Below are 15,312 nucleotides of genomic sequence, written 5' to 3'. Positions count from 1 at the left end.
TATAGCCTTAAGCTTCATATTCTTTGAGGGTTTTGGTGAATTCAGACAAAACGCTCATTTTTTCTAAAGCTTGTCCACCGTAAATAATGTCATGTGCGAGTGCCACACCTTGTTTGTAGCTGGTGGTTAAGCCCGATACATAGATGCCTGCACCTGCATTGAGTGCAATCATATTGGCCGCTTTTTCACCCTTTGCCGATTTTTTCTTACCTAAAGCATCTTTAATTAAGGCCAGACTTTCAGCTGAATCTTCCACAATTAAACCGGTCAAAGTTTGTGATTCAATATCGACATCTTCAGGGCTAATCATCCATTCAGTGATTTCACCATCTTTCAGTTCAGCGACATAAGTTGAAGATGCCAGACTGATTTCATCCAGACCGTCTTTGGAATGAACCACCATGACATGTTCAGCACCCAATTGTTTCATGACTTCGGCAATCGGGCGGCACAGTTCATTCGAGAATACACCCAGTACAAAACGTTGTACCCCAGCCGGATTGGTCAGTGGGCCAAGCAAGTTGAAAATACTTCGAATACCCAGTTCTTGACGTGGACCCACAGCATATTTCATGGCTTTGTGATGATTCGGTGCAAATAAAAAGCCGACCCCCATTTCACGGATACAGCGTTCTGTTTGCTGCATATTCAGGTTCAGGTTAATCCCTGCTTTTTCAAGCAAGTCCGATGAACCTGATTTTGAAGATACGCCTCGATTACCGTGCTTGGCAATGGTTGCGCCAGCAGCAGCAATCACAAAACTGGATGCCGTAGAGACATTAAACAGGTTTTGACCGTCACCGCCAGTACCGACAATATCGACCAGATGGGGAATATCACTGACATCGATTTTAATCGCAAATTCACGCATTACACGAGCGGCTGCAGTAATTTCATCAATACTTTCGCCTTTCAAGCGTAAGCCCATCATCAGCGCACCGATTTGAGCATCGGTTGCTTCACCGGACATGATGCTGCGCATCACATCTTCCATTTGCGGCTGAGTCAGGTGAATCTGTTTGGTAATATTATTTAAAGCTTGTTGAATATTCATGGTGTTCACTATGCATAAATTTCTAAAAAGTTTTGGAAGATTTGATGGCCATGCTGGCTCAAAATTGATTCAGGGTGGAACTGCACGCCTTCAACGGCCAATGTCTTATGTTTTACACCCATGATTTCTTCCATGCTGCCATCGGCTTCATTGGTCCAGCAGGTTACTTCCAAACAATCTGGTACGGTCGCCTGATCAATCACCAGTGAATGATAGCGCGTTGCCGAAAATGGAGAAGGCAGATTGCTGAAGATGCCTTTATTGCTGTGATGCATATCGGACAAACGACCGTGCATGACGTTCTTTGCGCGAATAATATCGCCACCAAAAGCTTGACCAATGGCCTGATGACCCAAACACACGCCAAGCAATGGAATTTTGCCGGCAAAGTGCTGAATTGCGGGAATTGAAATGCCTGCTTCACTGGGTGAGCAAGGACCAGGACCAATCACTAAATACTGAGGTTGCCATCGCTGGATATCTTCCAATGTCACGGCATCATTACGGACTACTTTTACGTCTTGATTTAACTCGCCAAAATATTGGACGATGTTGTAGGTAAAGGAGTCATAATTGTCGATCATTAAAAGCATGAGCTAACCTATTGAAAATTACGCACTTAAATGTGCTCGAATAGTCCAGGAATACTCGCATGATTGCTATTTTTTAGTAGCTCGCCTGATATAAATGAGGCTAACAAAAACAAGTCAAAAATGGAGTGCGAATAATCATAGCAAAAAATAAGCATTTTCTGCTGAACTATTTCTATGATAATGATTTTAGAGGAATCACCGCATGAGAATAAGCTGATTTATTTGCATTTTATCTTGAATGAAATTCATCGATGTTTAGTTCAACTATTGAATCCACTTTTGAATAAAATGCAGGCTTTTTAAGAGTTGAAATCAATGAATAAATAGATAAAATTAAATTTGAGTAATAGACTTACTATAAGTAAGTTTTATTTGTATTAAAATTGATAAATTCAAGCTATGTTTCATATGCATAAAGGGATATAAATAGAAGGAAATAATATCTCACCTTTATCACCAAAATGGCGCACAGCATTTGTTTGTGCAATGAATAAAAAAAATTACGGGTTAAACCAGATTAAATGTAAAATTCTTGAAAAAATAATCAGATAATTTGATTTTAAATTGAAATTTACCGGAGTGGTTTAGATTTAACAGTTGATATATTCAACAATAAAATCATCAACATGGTTGAAAATTAACTTTTAAGTATTTATTTTAATCTCAAGCGATGAATATTAAGCCAAATAGAGATAAAAAAAGATTATTTACAACTTTTAAAAATAAATTCGCACCATTTTAGTACACTGAAAGTAGCTTTTTAACCAAAAGTAATGAAGTGTGTTTGAATATGGTGCATTTACATTTGCACACAGTATAATAGCCTCAAACGAAAGTATCTAAATCTTCTATTCTGATAAAGAATTCAATATTTTATCTTTGTTTTTAAAAGTTGGTATGAGAATTGCTTAATAAATGCCAACTACTAACACGCACTTAGCAGGTGCAACAAAAAATCATCGGAGCACAATGAGCATGGCGAACAAGGTCCTTCAACTCATCCAAGAAAGTGGCGCAAAATGGGTCGATTTTCGCTTTACTGATACTAAGGGTAAAGAGCAACACGTAACTTACCCAGCAGATACGATTGACGAAGATACATTTGAAGACGGTAAAATGTTTGATGGTTCTTCAATCGAAGGTTGGAAAGGCATCGAAGCATCTGACATGATTTTACGTCCAGATGCTGAAACCTGCTTCCTTGATCCGTTCTTTGCTGAAGCAACAGTTGTTGTTACCTGTGACGTGATCGAGCCTTCAACTGGTCAAGGTTACGACCGTGACCCACGTTCAATTGCTCGCCGTGCAGAAGAGTATTTAAAATCTACGGGTATTGGTGATACTGCATTCTTTGGTCCAGAACCAGAATTCTTCGTTTTTGACGAAGTGAAATGGGAAATCGATATGTCTGGCGCGCGCCATACATTAATCGCTGAAGAAGCTGCATGGTCAACCAACAAAGACTATGAAGGCGGTAACTCTGGTCACCGTCCACGTGTTAAAGGCGGTTACTTCCCAGTTCCTCCTGTAGATTCTTCACATGATATGCGTGCAGAAATGTGTGCAAAAATCGAAGACATTATGGGGCCTGGTCGTGTTGAAGTACATCACCACGAAGTTGCATCTTGCCAGTTAGAAATTGGTGTGAGCTTCAACACCATGGTGCGTAAAGCAGACGAAGTTCAACAGTTCAAATATGCAGTTTGGAATGTTGCGCACCAATACGCTAAAACAGCAACCTTTATGCCTAAACCAATGGTTGGCGATAACGGTTCTGGTATGCACGTTCACATCTCAATCGCTAAAGATGGTAAGAACCTGTTTGCTGGTGATGAATATGCAGGCTTGTCAGAAATGGCATTGTACTTCATTGGCGGTGTGATCAAGCATGCGCGTTCATTGAATGCAATTACTAACCCTTCTACTAACTCGTACAAGCGTTTAGTGCCACATTATGAAGCTCCGATTATGCTTGCTTACTCAGCACGTAACCGTTCTGCTTCTATCCGTATTCCTTACGTGTCTAGCCCGAAAGGCAAACGTATTGAAGCACGTTTCCCAGATCCAATGATGAACCCGTACTTAGGTTTCGCGGCATTATTGATGGCTGGTCTTGACGGTATCCAAAACAAGATTCACCCAGGTGAAGCTGCTGATAAAAACTTGTATGATCTTCCTCCTGAAGAAGAAGCGAAAATTCCTACAGTTGCACATAGCTTAGATATGGCACTTGAAGCACTTCAAGCGGATCATGAATACCTGTTGAAAGGTGGCGTGTTCACTAAAGATATGCTTGATGCCTATATCGAAGTTAAAACTGAAGAAGTTCGCCGTTTAAATACGACAACTCACCCAGTTGAGTTTGAGATGTACTACAGCTTGTAATTCTTAACAGAATTTCAGTGTAAAAAAACCCGCTCTAGTAGCGGGTTTTTTTGTATCATCACTATTATTAACCACTACTCAGCCTATAAATTTATGGCACAACGTAAAAAACACACCAGCTTTTACCCATGGATTGATCCTAAAGATCATGAGCAAGGTTTTAAAATGAATTTTTCTGCCGTGACGTATCTAGAAGTAGGGCGTACCGTGGAAGGTTATAAGCAGGCAGAATTTGTCGGATTAAAAAATCCAGAGTTGGCGCTGGATTATGTCTATCCGCAAAGTTTTTATTTGAGTGCTGAAGGGATGATTTTAATCAAGACAGCGCAGGGTAAATTTGAAGTGATTGCCAAGACGGATAATTGTTAAGCGCATTTGATTGAATATGATGGGGGAGAGGAATGGCTGGGTTAACACTGGCTATTGCTAACATGATGTATATATGAGATTAAAATTAATCAACCTAAACGAGCAGAGGGCTTATGCAAAACAAGCGAGCATGTAAACGCCAGGATAAACAGATCCCTGCTGAATTACGTGAATGGTTGTATGCATCGGGTTCACTCACGCAGCAGCTGACAGATCTGGCGGATGGACGATTTAAAGTACAGCCCATCCATGAGCATTTTTTGCGTTTAAGTTTTGCAGACAGCCAATGGATGAACATGCCGCATCAGCATACCTCGTGGGTGCGTGAAAGTTATTTATATGGCTGTGAAGCCCAGCCTTGGGTGAAAGCAAAAAGTATCTTTCCGATTTTAAGTCTGCAATCTCGTGCACGTATCTTTCAGCATATTGGCAAAAAGCCGATTGGCTGGTTCTTGTTTCAGCGAACCGATCCATATTGTGAACGTCGTGTGATTTTGCTGGAAGAAGGTTGGACGCGGCAAAGTTGCTATACTTGGCATGGTTGTAAATTTATTGTTCAAGAGACTTTCTTGCCTGCGTTTGAACAGTTTATTCAGCAAAATACTTCACAATAAAATATTGAACAGAAATTTGGTTAAGGGACAGTCATGGCTACTGCACAGCAAATTACAGGGCGTGAGCGTTTAGCAGCGTATTACTATTTATGTCGTTTTGATAAGCCAATTGGTACAGAGCTGGTGTTTTGGCCGACCATGTGGGCATTGTGGATTGCAGGAAAAGGCATCCCCGACTTAAAAATACTGTTGTTGATGAGCTTGGGTGTGATTTTTATGCGGGCAGCAGGTTGTGCCATAAACGACTTTGCTGACCGTAAAGTGGATGGCGCTGTTGCCCGAACCAAAGACCGGCCTTTAGCGACCGGAGTCATTAAGCCAATAGAAGCCATCTGGGTGTTTTTAATTCTTGTTGCAGCAAGTGCCTGCTTGTTGTTTTTTTTACCCGTAGAGAGCTTTTACTGGTCATTTGGTGCGTTGATATTGGCCTTTATATATCCTTTTATGAAACGCTATACCAACTTGCCTCAGGTTTTTTTAGGGGCGGCATTTTCGTGGTCTATTCCGATGGCATATACCGCAGTTGGGCAGACACCTGATCTGACCTGTTGGCTTTTATACTTTGGTAACTTGGCTTGGACAGTGGCTTATGATACGCAATATGCCATTACTGACCGCGAATATGATTTAAAAATTGGGGTGAAATCAACTGCGATTTTATTCGGAAAATATGACATCGAAATCATCTCGTTATTACAGGCCGCAAGTGTATTGCTGATCGGTGCGGCTTTGTATCGTGAAGCTTTACTGGTGCCTTTTGGATTAATGGCTTTGCTTGTGGTAGTTGCTGACTTCATTTATCAGTGGACAAAAACCAAGGACAGAAATCCGCAACTCTGCTTTTGGGCATTCCGTCATAATCGTTGGGTGGGGCTGATTATTTTTGTCGGGATCTTTATTGCATTGCTTTAATGCTAAGTTGATTTAAAAGCTGAGTTTTATCAAAAGCCTCTACGCTATAATTGAGTAGAGGCTTTTTATACTTGATTAAAATATCAGGGTAACGAAACAACTCGCAATAAAAGAAGGTATTAGATTTGAGTCACACAGTTTTGTGCAAATGATTCCGTATTCTATTCATCCTGTCGACTAACATTGACGCTGATGACATTAGCGCTAGTAGTCCTGGTGATATAGAGAAATAGGCTTGCTAAAGGGTGGGTTAAAGAATGTCTTTATGCAATTGTCTGACATTTGGAATTTCGGTGTAACGTAATACACGATAACCTGCTTCATGCAGCATATGGTCGCGAAATTTATCCTCTTCAACTTTGTATAAATGCGTCGGGTCATCTAGCTCAATAATCACTAAAACTTGTAGTGATTCATTAAGTAAAACGAAATCGGTGACTTTGCGATTGAACTGGTTACGAATTTTAAGATGATGACTGGTAATGAGTGCACTAAAGGCAACTTGTGCCAAAACATGATATTGCGGAAAAGCTTCTTTTAAACGAACGTACATTCTGCATTCATAAGGGGTAATGACGCGTTTCGGATAAAACTTTTTTTTGCTTTTGCAGTATTGCTGAGCATATAGAATGATCAATGCAAGACTGGCAATAATACCAATAACAAGAAAGGTAGATGAACTGGAATTAAACACGATATGAATCTACAGATAAGAAAAAACCCACTCAAGTAGAGTGGGTTTTTAGAATTTGGCTCTCCAACCTGGGCTCGAACCAGGGACCTGCGGATTAACAGTCCGTCGCTCTACCGACTGAGCTATTGGAGAATCTGGTACGCATTCTATGTATCTAAGTTGAAGGGGTCAAGGGCTTATGCTTAAAAAAATCAGGAAAATGAACTGAATGTTTTAAAAATAAACTTATTGCTGATTATTTAAGTGATTTTATTAAGTTTATATAGTTTTCTTTGCTTTGTAAGGGCTGTGCTTTGCAGTATTCGTTGATCAATTACATCAGCTCAGCGTTGGTAGACTCAGCTTGTTGCGTTTATGGGATTTATTAAAATATTTTTATTTGCATGAACATGACTAAATTTTAATAAGCGAAGAAAATAGATAGGAAATAATCTAAGGTTTAAATAAAAATTAGCGAATAAAAAAAGCCCACTGCATGATGAGTGGGCTTTTTAGAATCTGGCTCTTCCACCTGGGCTCGAACCAGGGACCTGCGGATTAACAGTCCGTCGCTCTACCAACTGAGCTATGGAAGAATAGATGGCTCTCCAACCTGGGCTCGAACCAGGGACCTGCGGATTAACAGTCCGTCGCTCTACCGACTGAGCTATTGGAGAATCTGATGCGCATTTTAGGGATGAAAAGCTAAGTCGTCAACACGTAAATATAAACAAATGAATCATTTGCCTTATAATTATGCAGATATGCCCTAAAAATAAAAAAACCACCCATAAAGGGCGGTTTTTTTGTGCCTAAATAAAATTTATTTCAAATTTTATTTTTCAACACCAGCTTCTTGGCCAGCATATTTAGCATTTGCATAATCCCAGTTTACCAAGCTTTCTAGGAAAGTTTTGATGTAAACAGGACGTGCATTACGGTAGTCGATGTAATAAGCATGTTCCCAAACGTCAATTGTCAACACAGCCACTTTACCGTGAGCAAGTGGAGTATCAGCATTTGCAGTTTTAAGAATAGAAAGGTTGCCATTTACTTCGTCAGCAACTAACCAAGCCCAACCTGAACCGAATTGAGTTGTTGCAGCAGCAGCAAATTCTTCAGCAAATTTTTCATAAGAGCCGAAAGCTTCATCAATTTTAGCAGCTAAAGTACCAGTCGCTTTACCGCCACCGTTTTTAGCCATACAGTTCCAGTAGAATGTATGGTTCCAAACTTGAGCAGCGTTGTTAAATACGCCAACTTTAGAAGCATCACCCGCAGATGCTTTGATGATTTCTTCTAAAGTTTTACCTTCAAGCTCAGTACCTTTAATTAAGTTGTTAAGGTTAACAACATAGGTATTGTGGTGTTTGTCGTGATGGTATTCTAGAGTTTCTTTGCTAATGTGTGGAGCAAGATCTTCATAACCGTATGGAAGTGCCGGTAAAGTAATCGTTGTCATTTTTTCAATTCCTTGCGTTTTGCTGGGTTTTGACATTAAGTGCCCTTATTGTAATAGATTCTTGACCTGAATTGCGCATTGCTTATAAATAACAATACACAATAAAGCCTGAATTTATACGTTTAAAGAAAATGTCAATCCGTCAAATTTGAATTAAATCGGATTGTTTAATTCAAGGTAACTATACTCAATATCGAACTGTTCTGAAATAGCTTTTGCCAGACGTTGTACACCATAACGTTCGGTTGCATGATGCCCGCAAGCGTAATAATGCACATTCAATTCTTTGGCTTCGTAAAAAGTACGCTCACTGACCTCACCTGAAATGTAGGCATCACAATTTTGTTCAGCCGCTTTGCCAATAAAATCTTGTGCTCCACCGGTACAGAAACCAATTTTTTGGATTGAGGTTTTATCAGCAGGAAGATGGATGGCATTAAAATCTAAACGCTGCGACACATATAACTTAAACTCTTCCGCGGACACGGGTTGTTTTAAATAACCAATATTGCCAATCGGATTGCGTTCGCTTGGATCTAAAGCTTCAATATTTTCTAATGCTAAAAGATCCGCAATCGCCGCATTGTTACCTAAAGTAGGGTGACTATCTAAAGGTAAGTGATAGGCGGCCAATGAAATATCATGTTGAATTAAACTTTTTATGCGTTTGCCGCGCATCCCGGTAATCGGGTAGGGTTCACCTTTCCAAAAATAGCCGTGATGGACCAGCAGCAAATCGGCCCCTTGTTTAATCGCGGCTTCAATTGCATCTTGTGATGCAGTCACCGCACACAAGATTTTATTAACATCGGATTTACCTTCAATTTGTAGACCATTGGGTGCATAGTCTTTAAATTCGTGTGATTTCAGGGTTTGGTTACACCACTGAATAATCTCGTCGAGCTTTGCCATAAATTTCTCAAAAGCCTAAATATTTAACATCATCAAAACATATTTTGAATTGTAACTAAAGCATGACAAAACTCTTGCACTATTTTATGTTTCCTGCTGTATTTCATTTTACAATGGCACATAAATTACTTAGTCATCAACGAATTAAAATATTATTAGAGGAAAATAACGTGCGCCGCACATTTATATGGTTACCTTGGGTTTTACTCATTTTGGTCACGCTCGGTTTTCTTGCATGGCAACAATACCAGCAGCCTAAAGCACCTGTTGCGGCTGATGGCGTAAAAATGCCGGTAGAAAAAGTAGAGCCGTTAGTCAGTACGACTCGAACAGGCGCTATTGATTCTTATAATGCTGCGGTTAAAGTGGCTGCGCCTGCGGTGGTGAATATTTTTACCACCCAGAAAGTAAAGCAAGCTGAACATCCTTTGTTAAATGATCCTGCATTTCGTGAATTTTTTGGTGATCAAGCACCGGATCAATTGGGTCAGGAACAAAATGAAAATAGCCTGGGCTCGGGGGTTATTGTGCGTTCTGATGGTTATATCTTGACCAACAATCATGTGGTTGCACAGGCTGATCAGATTGTAGTCGGGTTAAATGACGGGCGTCGCGCTGTAGCAAAAATTATTGGCACAGATCCCGATTCTGATCTTGCCGTAATCAAGATTGAATTAGACAAGCTTCCGGTTTTACCGTTTAAACTGAGTGGCAATGAAGTGGGTGATGTTGTTCTTGCTATTGGTAATCCGTTTGGTGTGGGGCAAACCGTGACTCAAGGGATTATTTCTGCCACCAACCGTTCGGATTTGGGCATCAACACCTATGAAGATTTTATTCAGACAGATGCTGCGATTAATCCGGGTAACTCGGGTGGTGCGCTGATTGATGTGGCGGGTAATTTGATTGGTGTGAACACAGCTATTTTCTCTCAATCGGGTGGTTCACTGGGTATTGGTTTTGCCATTCCTGCGAAAGTTTGTCAGCAAATACTGAATTCAATTTTGAAAGATGGTCGTGTGGTTCGTGGCTGGCTGGGAATCAGCCTGATGCCAGTGCAACAGGATAACATTCTTGAACCTAAGCACACGGGTGTTGTGGTTGCAGATGTACTTCCTCAAGGCCCAGCAGCCAAAGCGGGAATTAAAAAAGGCGACAAGATTGTCCAAGTGAATGGCGAACCGATCAATTCGGCATCTCACCTGATTAATTATGTTGCATTGCAAGCTCCAAATAGCACGATTAAAGTTGAAGTCGTGCGAGGTGAGAAACCCTTAACCGTGGATGTAGTGGTGGCTGAACGTAAAGCGCAGAATAATAATTCACAATATATTCCTTTGCCTCAGCAATAAAGAATGTATAGCCATCCAATTTTGAGATGGAATAAAGAAAGAAAAAGCGCATTCCGATGCGCTTTTTCTTTTGTTACTAATTTATTGCTTACTCATTAGATAATTTTTATAAATCAAAAAATGTTTAAGATTCCGTTGATAAAATCAGAATGCTTTAGTTTGTTAATTCAGTTTTTATGTCTTTGCGTAGAGTATGTCTCTACTTTGGAAAGGTCCAAATAATGATCTCAAAATATATGGGGAGTCCACTCAAAGCTGGTTATTCTTAAATAATAAATTTTTTAAATCTCAAAACATTTCTACTTATGAATAATGTAACTTGATGTTTTAGATAGGCCGTATAGATTTAATGGGAAAACAGAAAATTTGGATAATTGTTTTTATAATAATTTAAACAGTTATAGATTATTCAGGCAGAAAAAAGCCCGCTTTAATGCTGCGGGCTTTTTCGTATTTGGCTCTCCAACCTGGGCTCGAACCAGGGACCTGCGGATTAACAGTCCGTCGCTCTACCGACTGAGCTATTGGAGAATCTGCCTGCGATTATAAGGAGATTTGGTGGAGGGTCAAGCTAAAAGTGTCATGATTCCTTCATTTTTGTGCTGTATGCTTTTTATTTAGACAAATAAATCAAAAACGTTAAAAAAACTTGCACAGCCAAAATCGGCTTGTTAGATTAAATGCATAACAGAGCGTTTGAATGAAAGTTCAACCAGTGTGGATTTAAACCAACTTGCCAGCACTAAAATGGCTAAACAGGAGAAAGCGAATGCATACGCTTACGATTGCCGAAATCTTTTCAAATTTATCTTTTTATCAAGACAATTACCTGTCTATTATTCAAAACCCCGAGCAATATCAAACTGCGGTAGAAGATGCTTATATCCAAGTGTGGCCTGTCGGGACTCAGAACTTGTATTTGGGTGATTTATTGCAGCTTTGGTTTAGCGATAAATGGTTAATTAATTCGCCTTGTCAATTGCTTTTAGACAGTTATTCGAAGGGTCGCAAGCAAGCTTTGCAACGTGATCATGATTTGTATTTATATCAGTTGAATGGCAGCGCTTTATCGGGACGCAATAATTCTAAAGTCTGGTCAATATCGGAACACAAAAAACTCGCTGTATCACTCGATAGCGTGTTTAAATATTTATGTATTTATAAAGGCACTTCACGCCCAGAAGTCGACTTTGCAGCGCTAACGAAATCATTTGAATCAGCGAGCTAATCCTGATTAAACTATAGAGCTTAAGTGTTTAACTTAAGCTCTTTTTCTTATCTTTTTTAAAGACCGGATTTAACCTTAACGGATAATCATGCAAGTCGCAGTCGCATGCGCATAAAGTTTGCCATCTTCATCGATAATTTTACCTTCAGAAATACCCAAGTTTTTGCTGAGATTAATGACTGTACCCACGGCATGAAGCTCTTTATCCTGAGGGATAGGACGGCACATTTTTATATTTAAGTCGATCGTGCCATAACCTACGCCTGCTTCCAGCATGCTGTGTACGGCACAACCAGTGACAGAATCCAGTACGGTTGCTGCAAAACCGCCGTGTACGCCGCCTAAAGGGTTTAAATGGCGATGATCTGCTTTTACCGTGAAATGAATTATTCCTTCTGAAACTTCGTAAGGTTGCATAGGAATGGTTTCACTAATACTTGCAGCTGGAATTTTTCCTGTACACATGGCTTGTAACAGTTGTAGTCCTGTCATTTCTTTGGGATTCATTCTATTCATTTTCCTTTCTTGGATTGATAAGTTCTAAAAAAGAACTTAAATTCAAATTAACCAGATGCTTGAAATTCGTCAAGGACTATTCAACTGCCTTTACTTCAAGAGTAGGCAAACAAATTGTAAGAAATTTTCTTGTATAAAATATTAAGATGCCGCTACGTTAATCTTTAAGAAAAATAAAAATAGATAAAAACATATAAGGTCTGCTTAGCTGGTTCACCCACTTTTCATGTTCGCGGAATCATCAGGTTCACATATGTCATTGTTCGATGTGTCGTAGACAAAGCAGCGGAATAATGACTATTGATGCGAGTCAGAACAGTTTGGTCTTTACTGACAAGAAAAATTTATTGATTTACCCTTCTTTGGCGTGTGGGCGGGGTTTTTGTAATCAGTCTGGTACCACTTTGTTTTGGCGTAGCCGGGATTTTAGCTATTGTGCTATCAAGGTCGTGATTTTAAATGAGCAACTATAAGATTTAAAGCTGCATGTGAAAATTATATTGATCATAAACCTAAATTTTATAGTTTTACAAATAAACCAAAAAGTGGACTGAAGATAAGATCATCGCCTTATTTTCTCAAAGTGATCAATAATAATTTTGATGAGTTTTGGCGAGGTTTCTATGCATGATTCAAAATATAGAAAAGGTTGTAGCAACAACAGAGTTTGATCAGATAATAGTTGTAAAACTACACATAATGATTTTTTAAATAAAAATTAGATTTTTAATTCATAAAAAAACCCGCGAATTTCGCGGGTTTTTTAAATCTATTTTTAAGGCAGATTATTTTTCAGCAGCAATTGAAGCAATCGCAGCGTCTACGCCTTCAATTGAATCAGCCGCTTTCTTAATACGAGCAAGCGCATCAACAAGCACTTCGTCAGCAGTTGCGTAAGAAATACGCATAAAGCCACCAAGACCGAAGGCATCACCAGGAACAACAGCAACGCCAGTTTCTTCCAATAACCATGCAGAGAATTCTGTGCAAGATTTTAAACCTTTTGCACGAATTAACGGTTTGATGTTTGCATAAGCATAGAATGCACCATCAGCTGGAAGGCAAGAAATACCGTTGATTGCATTTAAGCCGTCCATTACTAGGTCGTGACGACGCTTAAATGCTTCAATCATAGGCTCAAGCACATCTTGAGGACCATTCAATGCAGCTTCAGCAGCAACTTGCGAAATTGAAGTTGGGTTTGAAGTGGATTGAGACTGGATTTTTTTCATTGCGCCAATCAGTTTAGCAGGACCCGCTGCATAGCCAATACGCCAGCCAGTCATTGCATAGGCTTTAGACACACCATTAAGCACGATTACGCGGTCATACAGGTCTGGAGCAACAGTTGCGATGTTGTAGAACTCGTCATCCCAACGGATTGGTTCGTACATGTCATCTGAAGCAACCATGACTTCTGGGTATTTACGAAGCACATCAGCCAAAGCAACAAGTTCTTCTTTGGTATAGATCATACCAGTCGGGTTAGATGGACTATTAAGTACCACTAAACGAGTCTTATCAGTGATTGCTGCTTCTAATTGAGCTGGAGTGATTTTGAAACGTTGTTCTTCACCACATTTAACAACAACAGGAACACCTTCAGCGATGATCACCATGTCTGGATAGCTTACCCAGTATGGCGCAGGGATGATCACTTCATCACCTTTGTTTAACAAAGCAAGTGCCAAGTTAAAGAATGATTGTTTGCCGCCGCAAGAAACCAAAATTTGGTTTGCTGCATAGTCAAGATTATTGTCACGTTTAAATTTCGCGATAATCGCTTTTTTAAGACTTGGAGTACCGTCAACAGCGGTATATTTTGTAAAGCCGTTGTTGATCGCAGTAATTGCTGCATCTTTGATGTGTTGTGGGGTATCAAAATCTGGTTCACCTGCGCCCAAACCAATTACGTTTTTACCAGCAGCTTTAAGTTCAGCAGCCTTATTGGTAACAGCAAGTGTAGGGGACGGTTTGATGGCATTGACACGATCAGAGAGACGTACGTCCACGGCAGTATTCCTTCTTATAGGGATTAAAAAATAAAAAAGCACACTATCTTAGCCTAAAAGACAGGAGAAAGGGGTGCAAGAAATAGACGATATGTAAAAAATATATTTTTATGAATAATTGTTTTAATCGTTTTGGCTTTAATGGATGCGATTTTAGGTTTATCTAAGCAGATAAAATAACTCAAGAAATTGAATGTTGGGCAAGAGCTTTAATCTAACTAACGTGACTGGATGAAATAAAAAAGCTTAAACATAAAAATGGCTACCGTGAAGTAGCCATTTTATAAGATGCGATTTAAATAAAACAATTACATGAAACGGGATAAATCTTCTTCAGGACGTGCAGTCAGTACTTCAACACCTGTTTTGGTTACTAAAAGGGTGTGTTCATATTGTGCAGATAACTTATGATCTTTAGTGACTACAGTCCATTTATCACCCAGTAGTTTGGTTTGCCAAACACCAGCATTCACCATAGGTTCGATGGTGAACGTCATTCCTTCTTCCAGAACCATGCCGGTATTCGGTTGACCGTAATGAAGAACTTGAGGTTCGTCATGGAATACTGTGCCAATACCATGACCACAATATTCACGTACAACGCTAAAACGTTCAGATTCAACATATTTTTGAATGGCATTACCAATATTGCCAATGGTTGAACCCGGTTTAACCGTTTCCATACCGCGGTACATGGCTTCTTGAGCAACTTTACACAGGCGGTCAGCTAAAATAGAAGTTTCACCACCGACGATGTACATCATGTTGGTATCGCCGTGGTAACCGTCTTTAATGACAGTGACATCAATATTTAAAATGTCGCCTTTTTTTAATACTTTGGTGTCAGATGGAATGCCGTGGCACACCACATGGTTTACAGATGTACAGATCACATGCTGGAATGCAGGACGACCGGGCGCTGCACCGTAACCTAAACAAGCTGGAATGGCATCTTGTTTGTTAACAATATAGTCATGACAAATCGTATCAAGCTCAAGGGTCGTCACACCCGGAACAATATGCGGTTTGATCATATCCAGAATTTCTGCTGCCAGTCGTCCCGCTACACGCATTTTTTCAATTTCGTCAGGGGTTTTAATGAGTCGACGTGGAGCTTGATAAGTACTGTTCATGATCTCTAAAAACTTTTGGAAATTTGTATGTGACTATGGTATAAATAGCCGCCCATTTTATCAAATGCTTTTTCGTGAATAAATTTCACGGGCTTTG

The 15,312-nt window shown here is 39.7% G+C and carries 15 protein-coding genes and 4 tRNA genes; 7 read left to right on the top strand and 12 right to left on the bottom strand.

The window, feature by feature from the left end:
- Positions 1 to 7 precede the first annotated feature (7 nt).
- Together trpD and E0H80_RS00770 are read right to left on the bottom strand one after the other, a co-directional pair.
- Entirely contained in the window at positions 8 to 1,054 is a 1,047-nt protein-coding gene (trpD, locus tag E0H80_RS00775; protein ID WP_067867894.1) for an anthranilate phosphoribosyltransferase, read from the bottom strand.
- A gap of 8 nt (positions 1,055 to 1,062) precedes the next feature.
- Positions 1,063 to 1,647 (bottom strand): anthranilate synthase component II, encoded by a 585-nt coding sequence (locus E0H80_RS00770; RefSeq protein ID WP_131362323.1) that lies wholly within the window; start codon positions 1,645 to 1,647, stop codon positions 1,063 to 1,065.
- Positions 1,648 to 2,616: 969 nt separating this feature from the next.
- Here E0H80_RS00770 and glnA point away from each other — a divergent pair.
- The 4 genes from glnA (at position 2,617) to ubiA (ending at position 5,927) form a co-directional block, all read left to right on the top strand.
- The gene (glnA, locus tag E0H80_RS00765; RefSeq protein ID WP_171457791.1) at positions 2,617 to 4,032 is read left to right on the top strand and encodes a type I glutamate--ammonia ligase; all 1,416 of its coding nucleotides are present in this window, start codon (positions 2,617 to 2,619) and stop codon (positions 4,030 to 4,032) included.
- Positions 4,033 to 4,125: 93 nt separating this feature from the next.
- Positions 4,126 to 4,401: a hypothetical protein gene (locus tag E0H80_RS00760; protein ID WP_131362318.1), complete on the top strand. Its 276-nt coding sequence runs from the start codon at positions 4,126 to 4,128 to the stop codon at positions 4,399 to 4,401.
- Between the two features lie 113 nt (positions 4,402 to 4,514).
- Entirely contained in the window at positions 4,515 to 5,015 is a 501-nt protein-coding gene (locus E0H80_RS00755) for a chorismate--pyruvate lyase family protein (protein ID WP_131362316.1), read from the top strand.
- A 33-nt stretch (positions 5,016 to 5,048) separates the two neighbouring features.
- Complete coding sequence (ubiA, locus tag E0H80_RS00750) at positions 5,049 to 5,927, top strand: 4-hydroxybenzoate octaprenyltransferase (protein WP_131362314.1); 879 nt, start codon at positions 5,049 to 5,051, stop codon at positions 5,925 to 5,927.
- Between the two features lie 250 nt (positions 5,928 to 6,177).
- Here ubiA and E0H80_RS00745 read toward each other — a convergent pair whose 3' ends face one another.
- The 6 genes from E0H80_RS00745 to E0H80_RS00720 form a co-directional block, all read right to left on the bottom strand.
- Positions 6,178 to 6,621 (bottom strand): DUF2726 domain-containing protein, encoded by a 444-nt coding sequence (locus E0H80_RS00745; RefSeq protein ID WP_131362311.1) that lies wholly within the window; start codon positions 6,619 to 6,621, stop codon positions 6,178 to 6,180.
- A gap of 56 nt (positions 6,622 to 6,677) precedes the next feature.
- A tRNA-Asn gene (locus tag E0H80_RS00740) sits at positions 6,678 to 6,753 on the bottom strand.
- 367 nt (positions 6,754 to 7,120) lie between these two features.
- A tRNA-Asn gene (locus E0H80_RS00735) sits at positions 7,121 to 7,196 on the bottom strand.
- A gap of 5 nt (positions 7,197 to 7,201) precedes the next feature.
- Positions 7,202 to 7,277: transfer RNA gene (locus E0H80_RS00730), tRNA-Asn, on the bottom strand.
- Positions 7,278 to 7,435: 158 nt separating this feature from the next.
- Positions 7,436 to 8,062 carry a superoxide dismutase gene (locus E0H80_RS00725; RefSeq protein WP_131362309.1) on the bottom strand — a complete coding sequence of 209 codons (627 nt, stop codon included), beginning with the start codon at positions 8,060 to 8,062 and terminating at the stop codon, positions 7,436 to 7,438.
- Between the two features lie 153 nt (positions 8,063 to 8,215).
- Entirely contained in the window at positions 8,216 to 8,974 is a 759-nt protein-coding gene (locus E0H80_RS00720) for a Nif3-like dinuclear metal center hexameric protein (protein ID WP_131362305.1), read from the bottom strand.
- Between the two features lie 170 nt (positions 8,975 to 9,144).
- Here E0H80_RS00720 and E0H80_RS00715 point away from each other — a divergent pair, with 170 nt between their 5' ends.
- Complete coding sequence (locus tag E0H80_RS00715) at positions 9,145 to 10,326, top strand: S1C family serine protease (RefSeq protein WP_131362301.1); 1,182 nt, start codon at positions 9,145 to 9,147, stop codon at positions 10,324 to 10,326.
- A 455-nt stretch (positions 10,327 to 10,781) separates the two neighbouring features.
- Here E0H80_RS00715 and E0H80_RS00710 read toward each other — a convergent pair.
- Positions 10,782 to 10,857 (bottom strand) — tRNA-Asn (locus E0H80_RS00710).
- A 238-nt stretch (positions 10,858 to 11,095) separates the two neighbouring features.
- Between E0H80_RS00710 and E0H80_RS00705 the strand changes: the two genes are divergently transcribed.
- A complete protein-coding gene (locus tag E0H80_RS00705; protein ID WP_131362299.1) occupies positions 11,096 to 11,554 on the top strand; it encodes a hypothetical protein in 459 nt (152 codons plus the stop codon).
- A gap of 75 nt (positions 11,555 to 11,629) precedes the next feature.
- Here the strand turns inward: E0H80_RS00705 and E0H80_RS00700 are convergent, their stop codons facing one another.
- A complete protein-coding gene (locus E0H80_RS00700) occupies positions 11,630 to 12,061 on the bottom strand; it encodes a PaaI family thioesterase (protein WP_131362297.1) in 432 nt (143 codons plus the stop codon).
- Positions 12,062 to 12,363: 302 nt separating this feature from the next.
- Between E0H80_RS00700 and E0H80_RS16740 the strand changes: the two genes are divergently transcribed.
- The gene (locus E0H80_RS16740) at positions 12,364 to 12,543 is read left to right on the top strand and encodes a hypothetical protein (protein ID WP_228259922.1); all 180 of its coding nucleotides are present in this window, start codon (positions 12,364 to 12,366) and stop codon (positions 12,541 to 12,543) included.
- Positions 12,544 to 12,855: 312 nt separating this feature from the next.
- Here E0H80_RS16740 and E0H80_RS00690 read toward each other — a convergent pair whose 3' ends face one another.
- Positions 12,856 to 14,082, bottom strand: coding sequence for a pyridoxal phosphate-dependent aminotransferase (locus E0H80_RS00690; RefSeq protein ID WP_131362293.1), 1,227 nt, complete (start codon positions 14,080 to 14,082; stop codon positions 12,856 to 12,858).
- A gap of 308 nt (positions 14,083 to 14,390) precedes the next feature.
- Entirely contained in the window at positions 14,391 to 15,215 is an 825-nt protein-coding gene (gene map / locus E0H80_RS00685) for a type I methionyl aminopeptidase (RefSeq protein WP_131362291.1), read from the bottom strand.
- Positions 15,216 to 15,312: the final 97 nt, after the last annotated feature.

The sequence above is a fragment of the Acinetobacter sp. ANC 4779 genome (genome assembly GCF_004331055.1).
GTDB lineage: Bacteria > Pseudomonadota > Gammaproteobacteria > Pseudomonadales > Moraxellaceae > Acinetobacter.
This window is presented reverse-complemented; position numbering and strand designations above follow the sequence as displayed.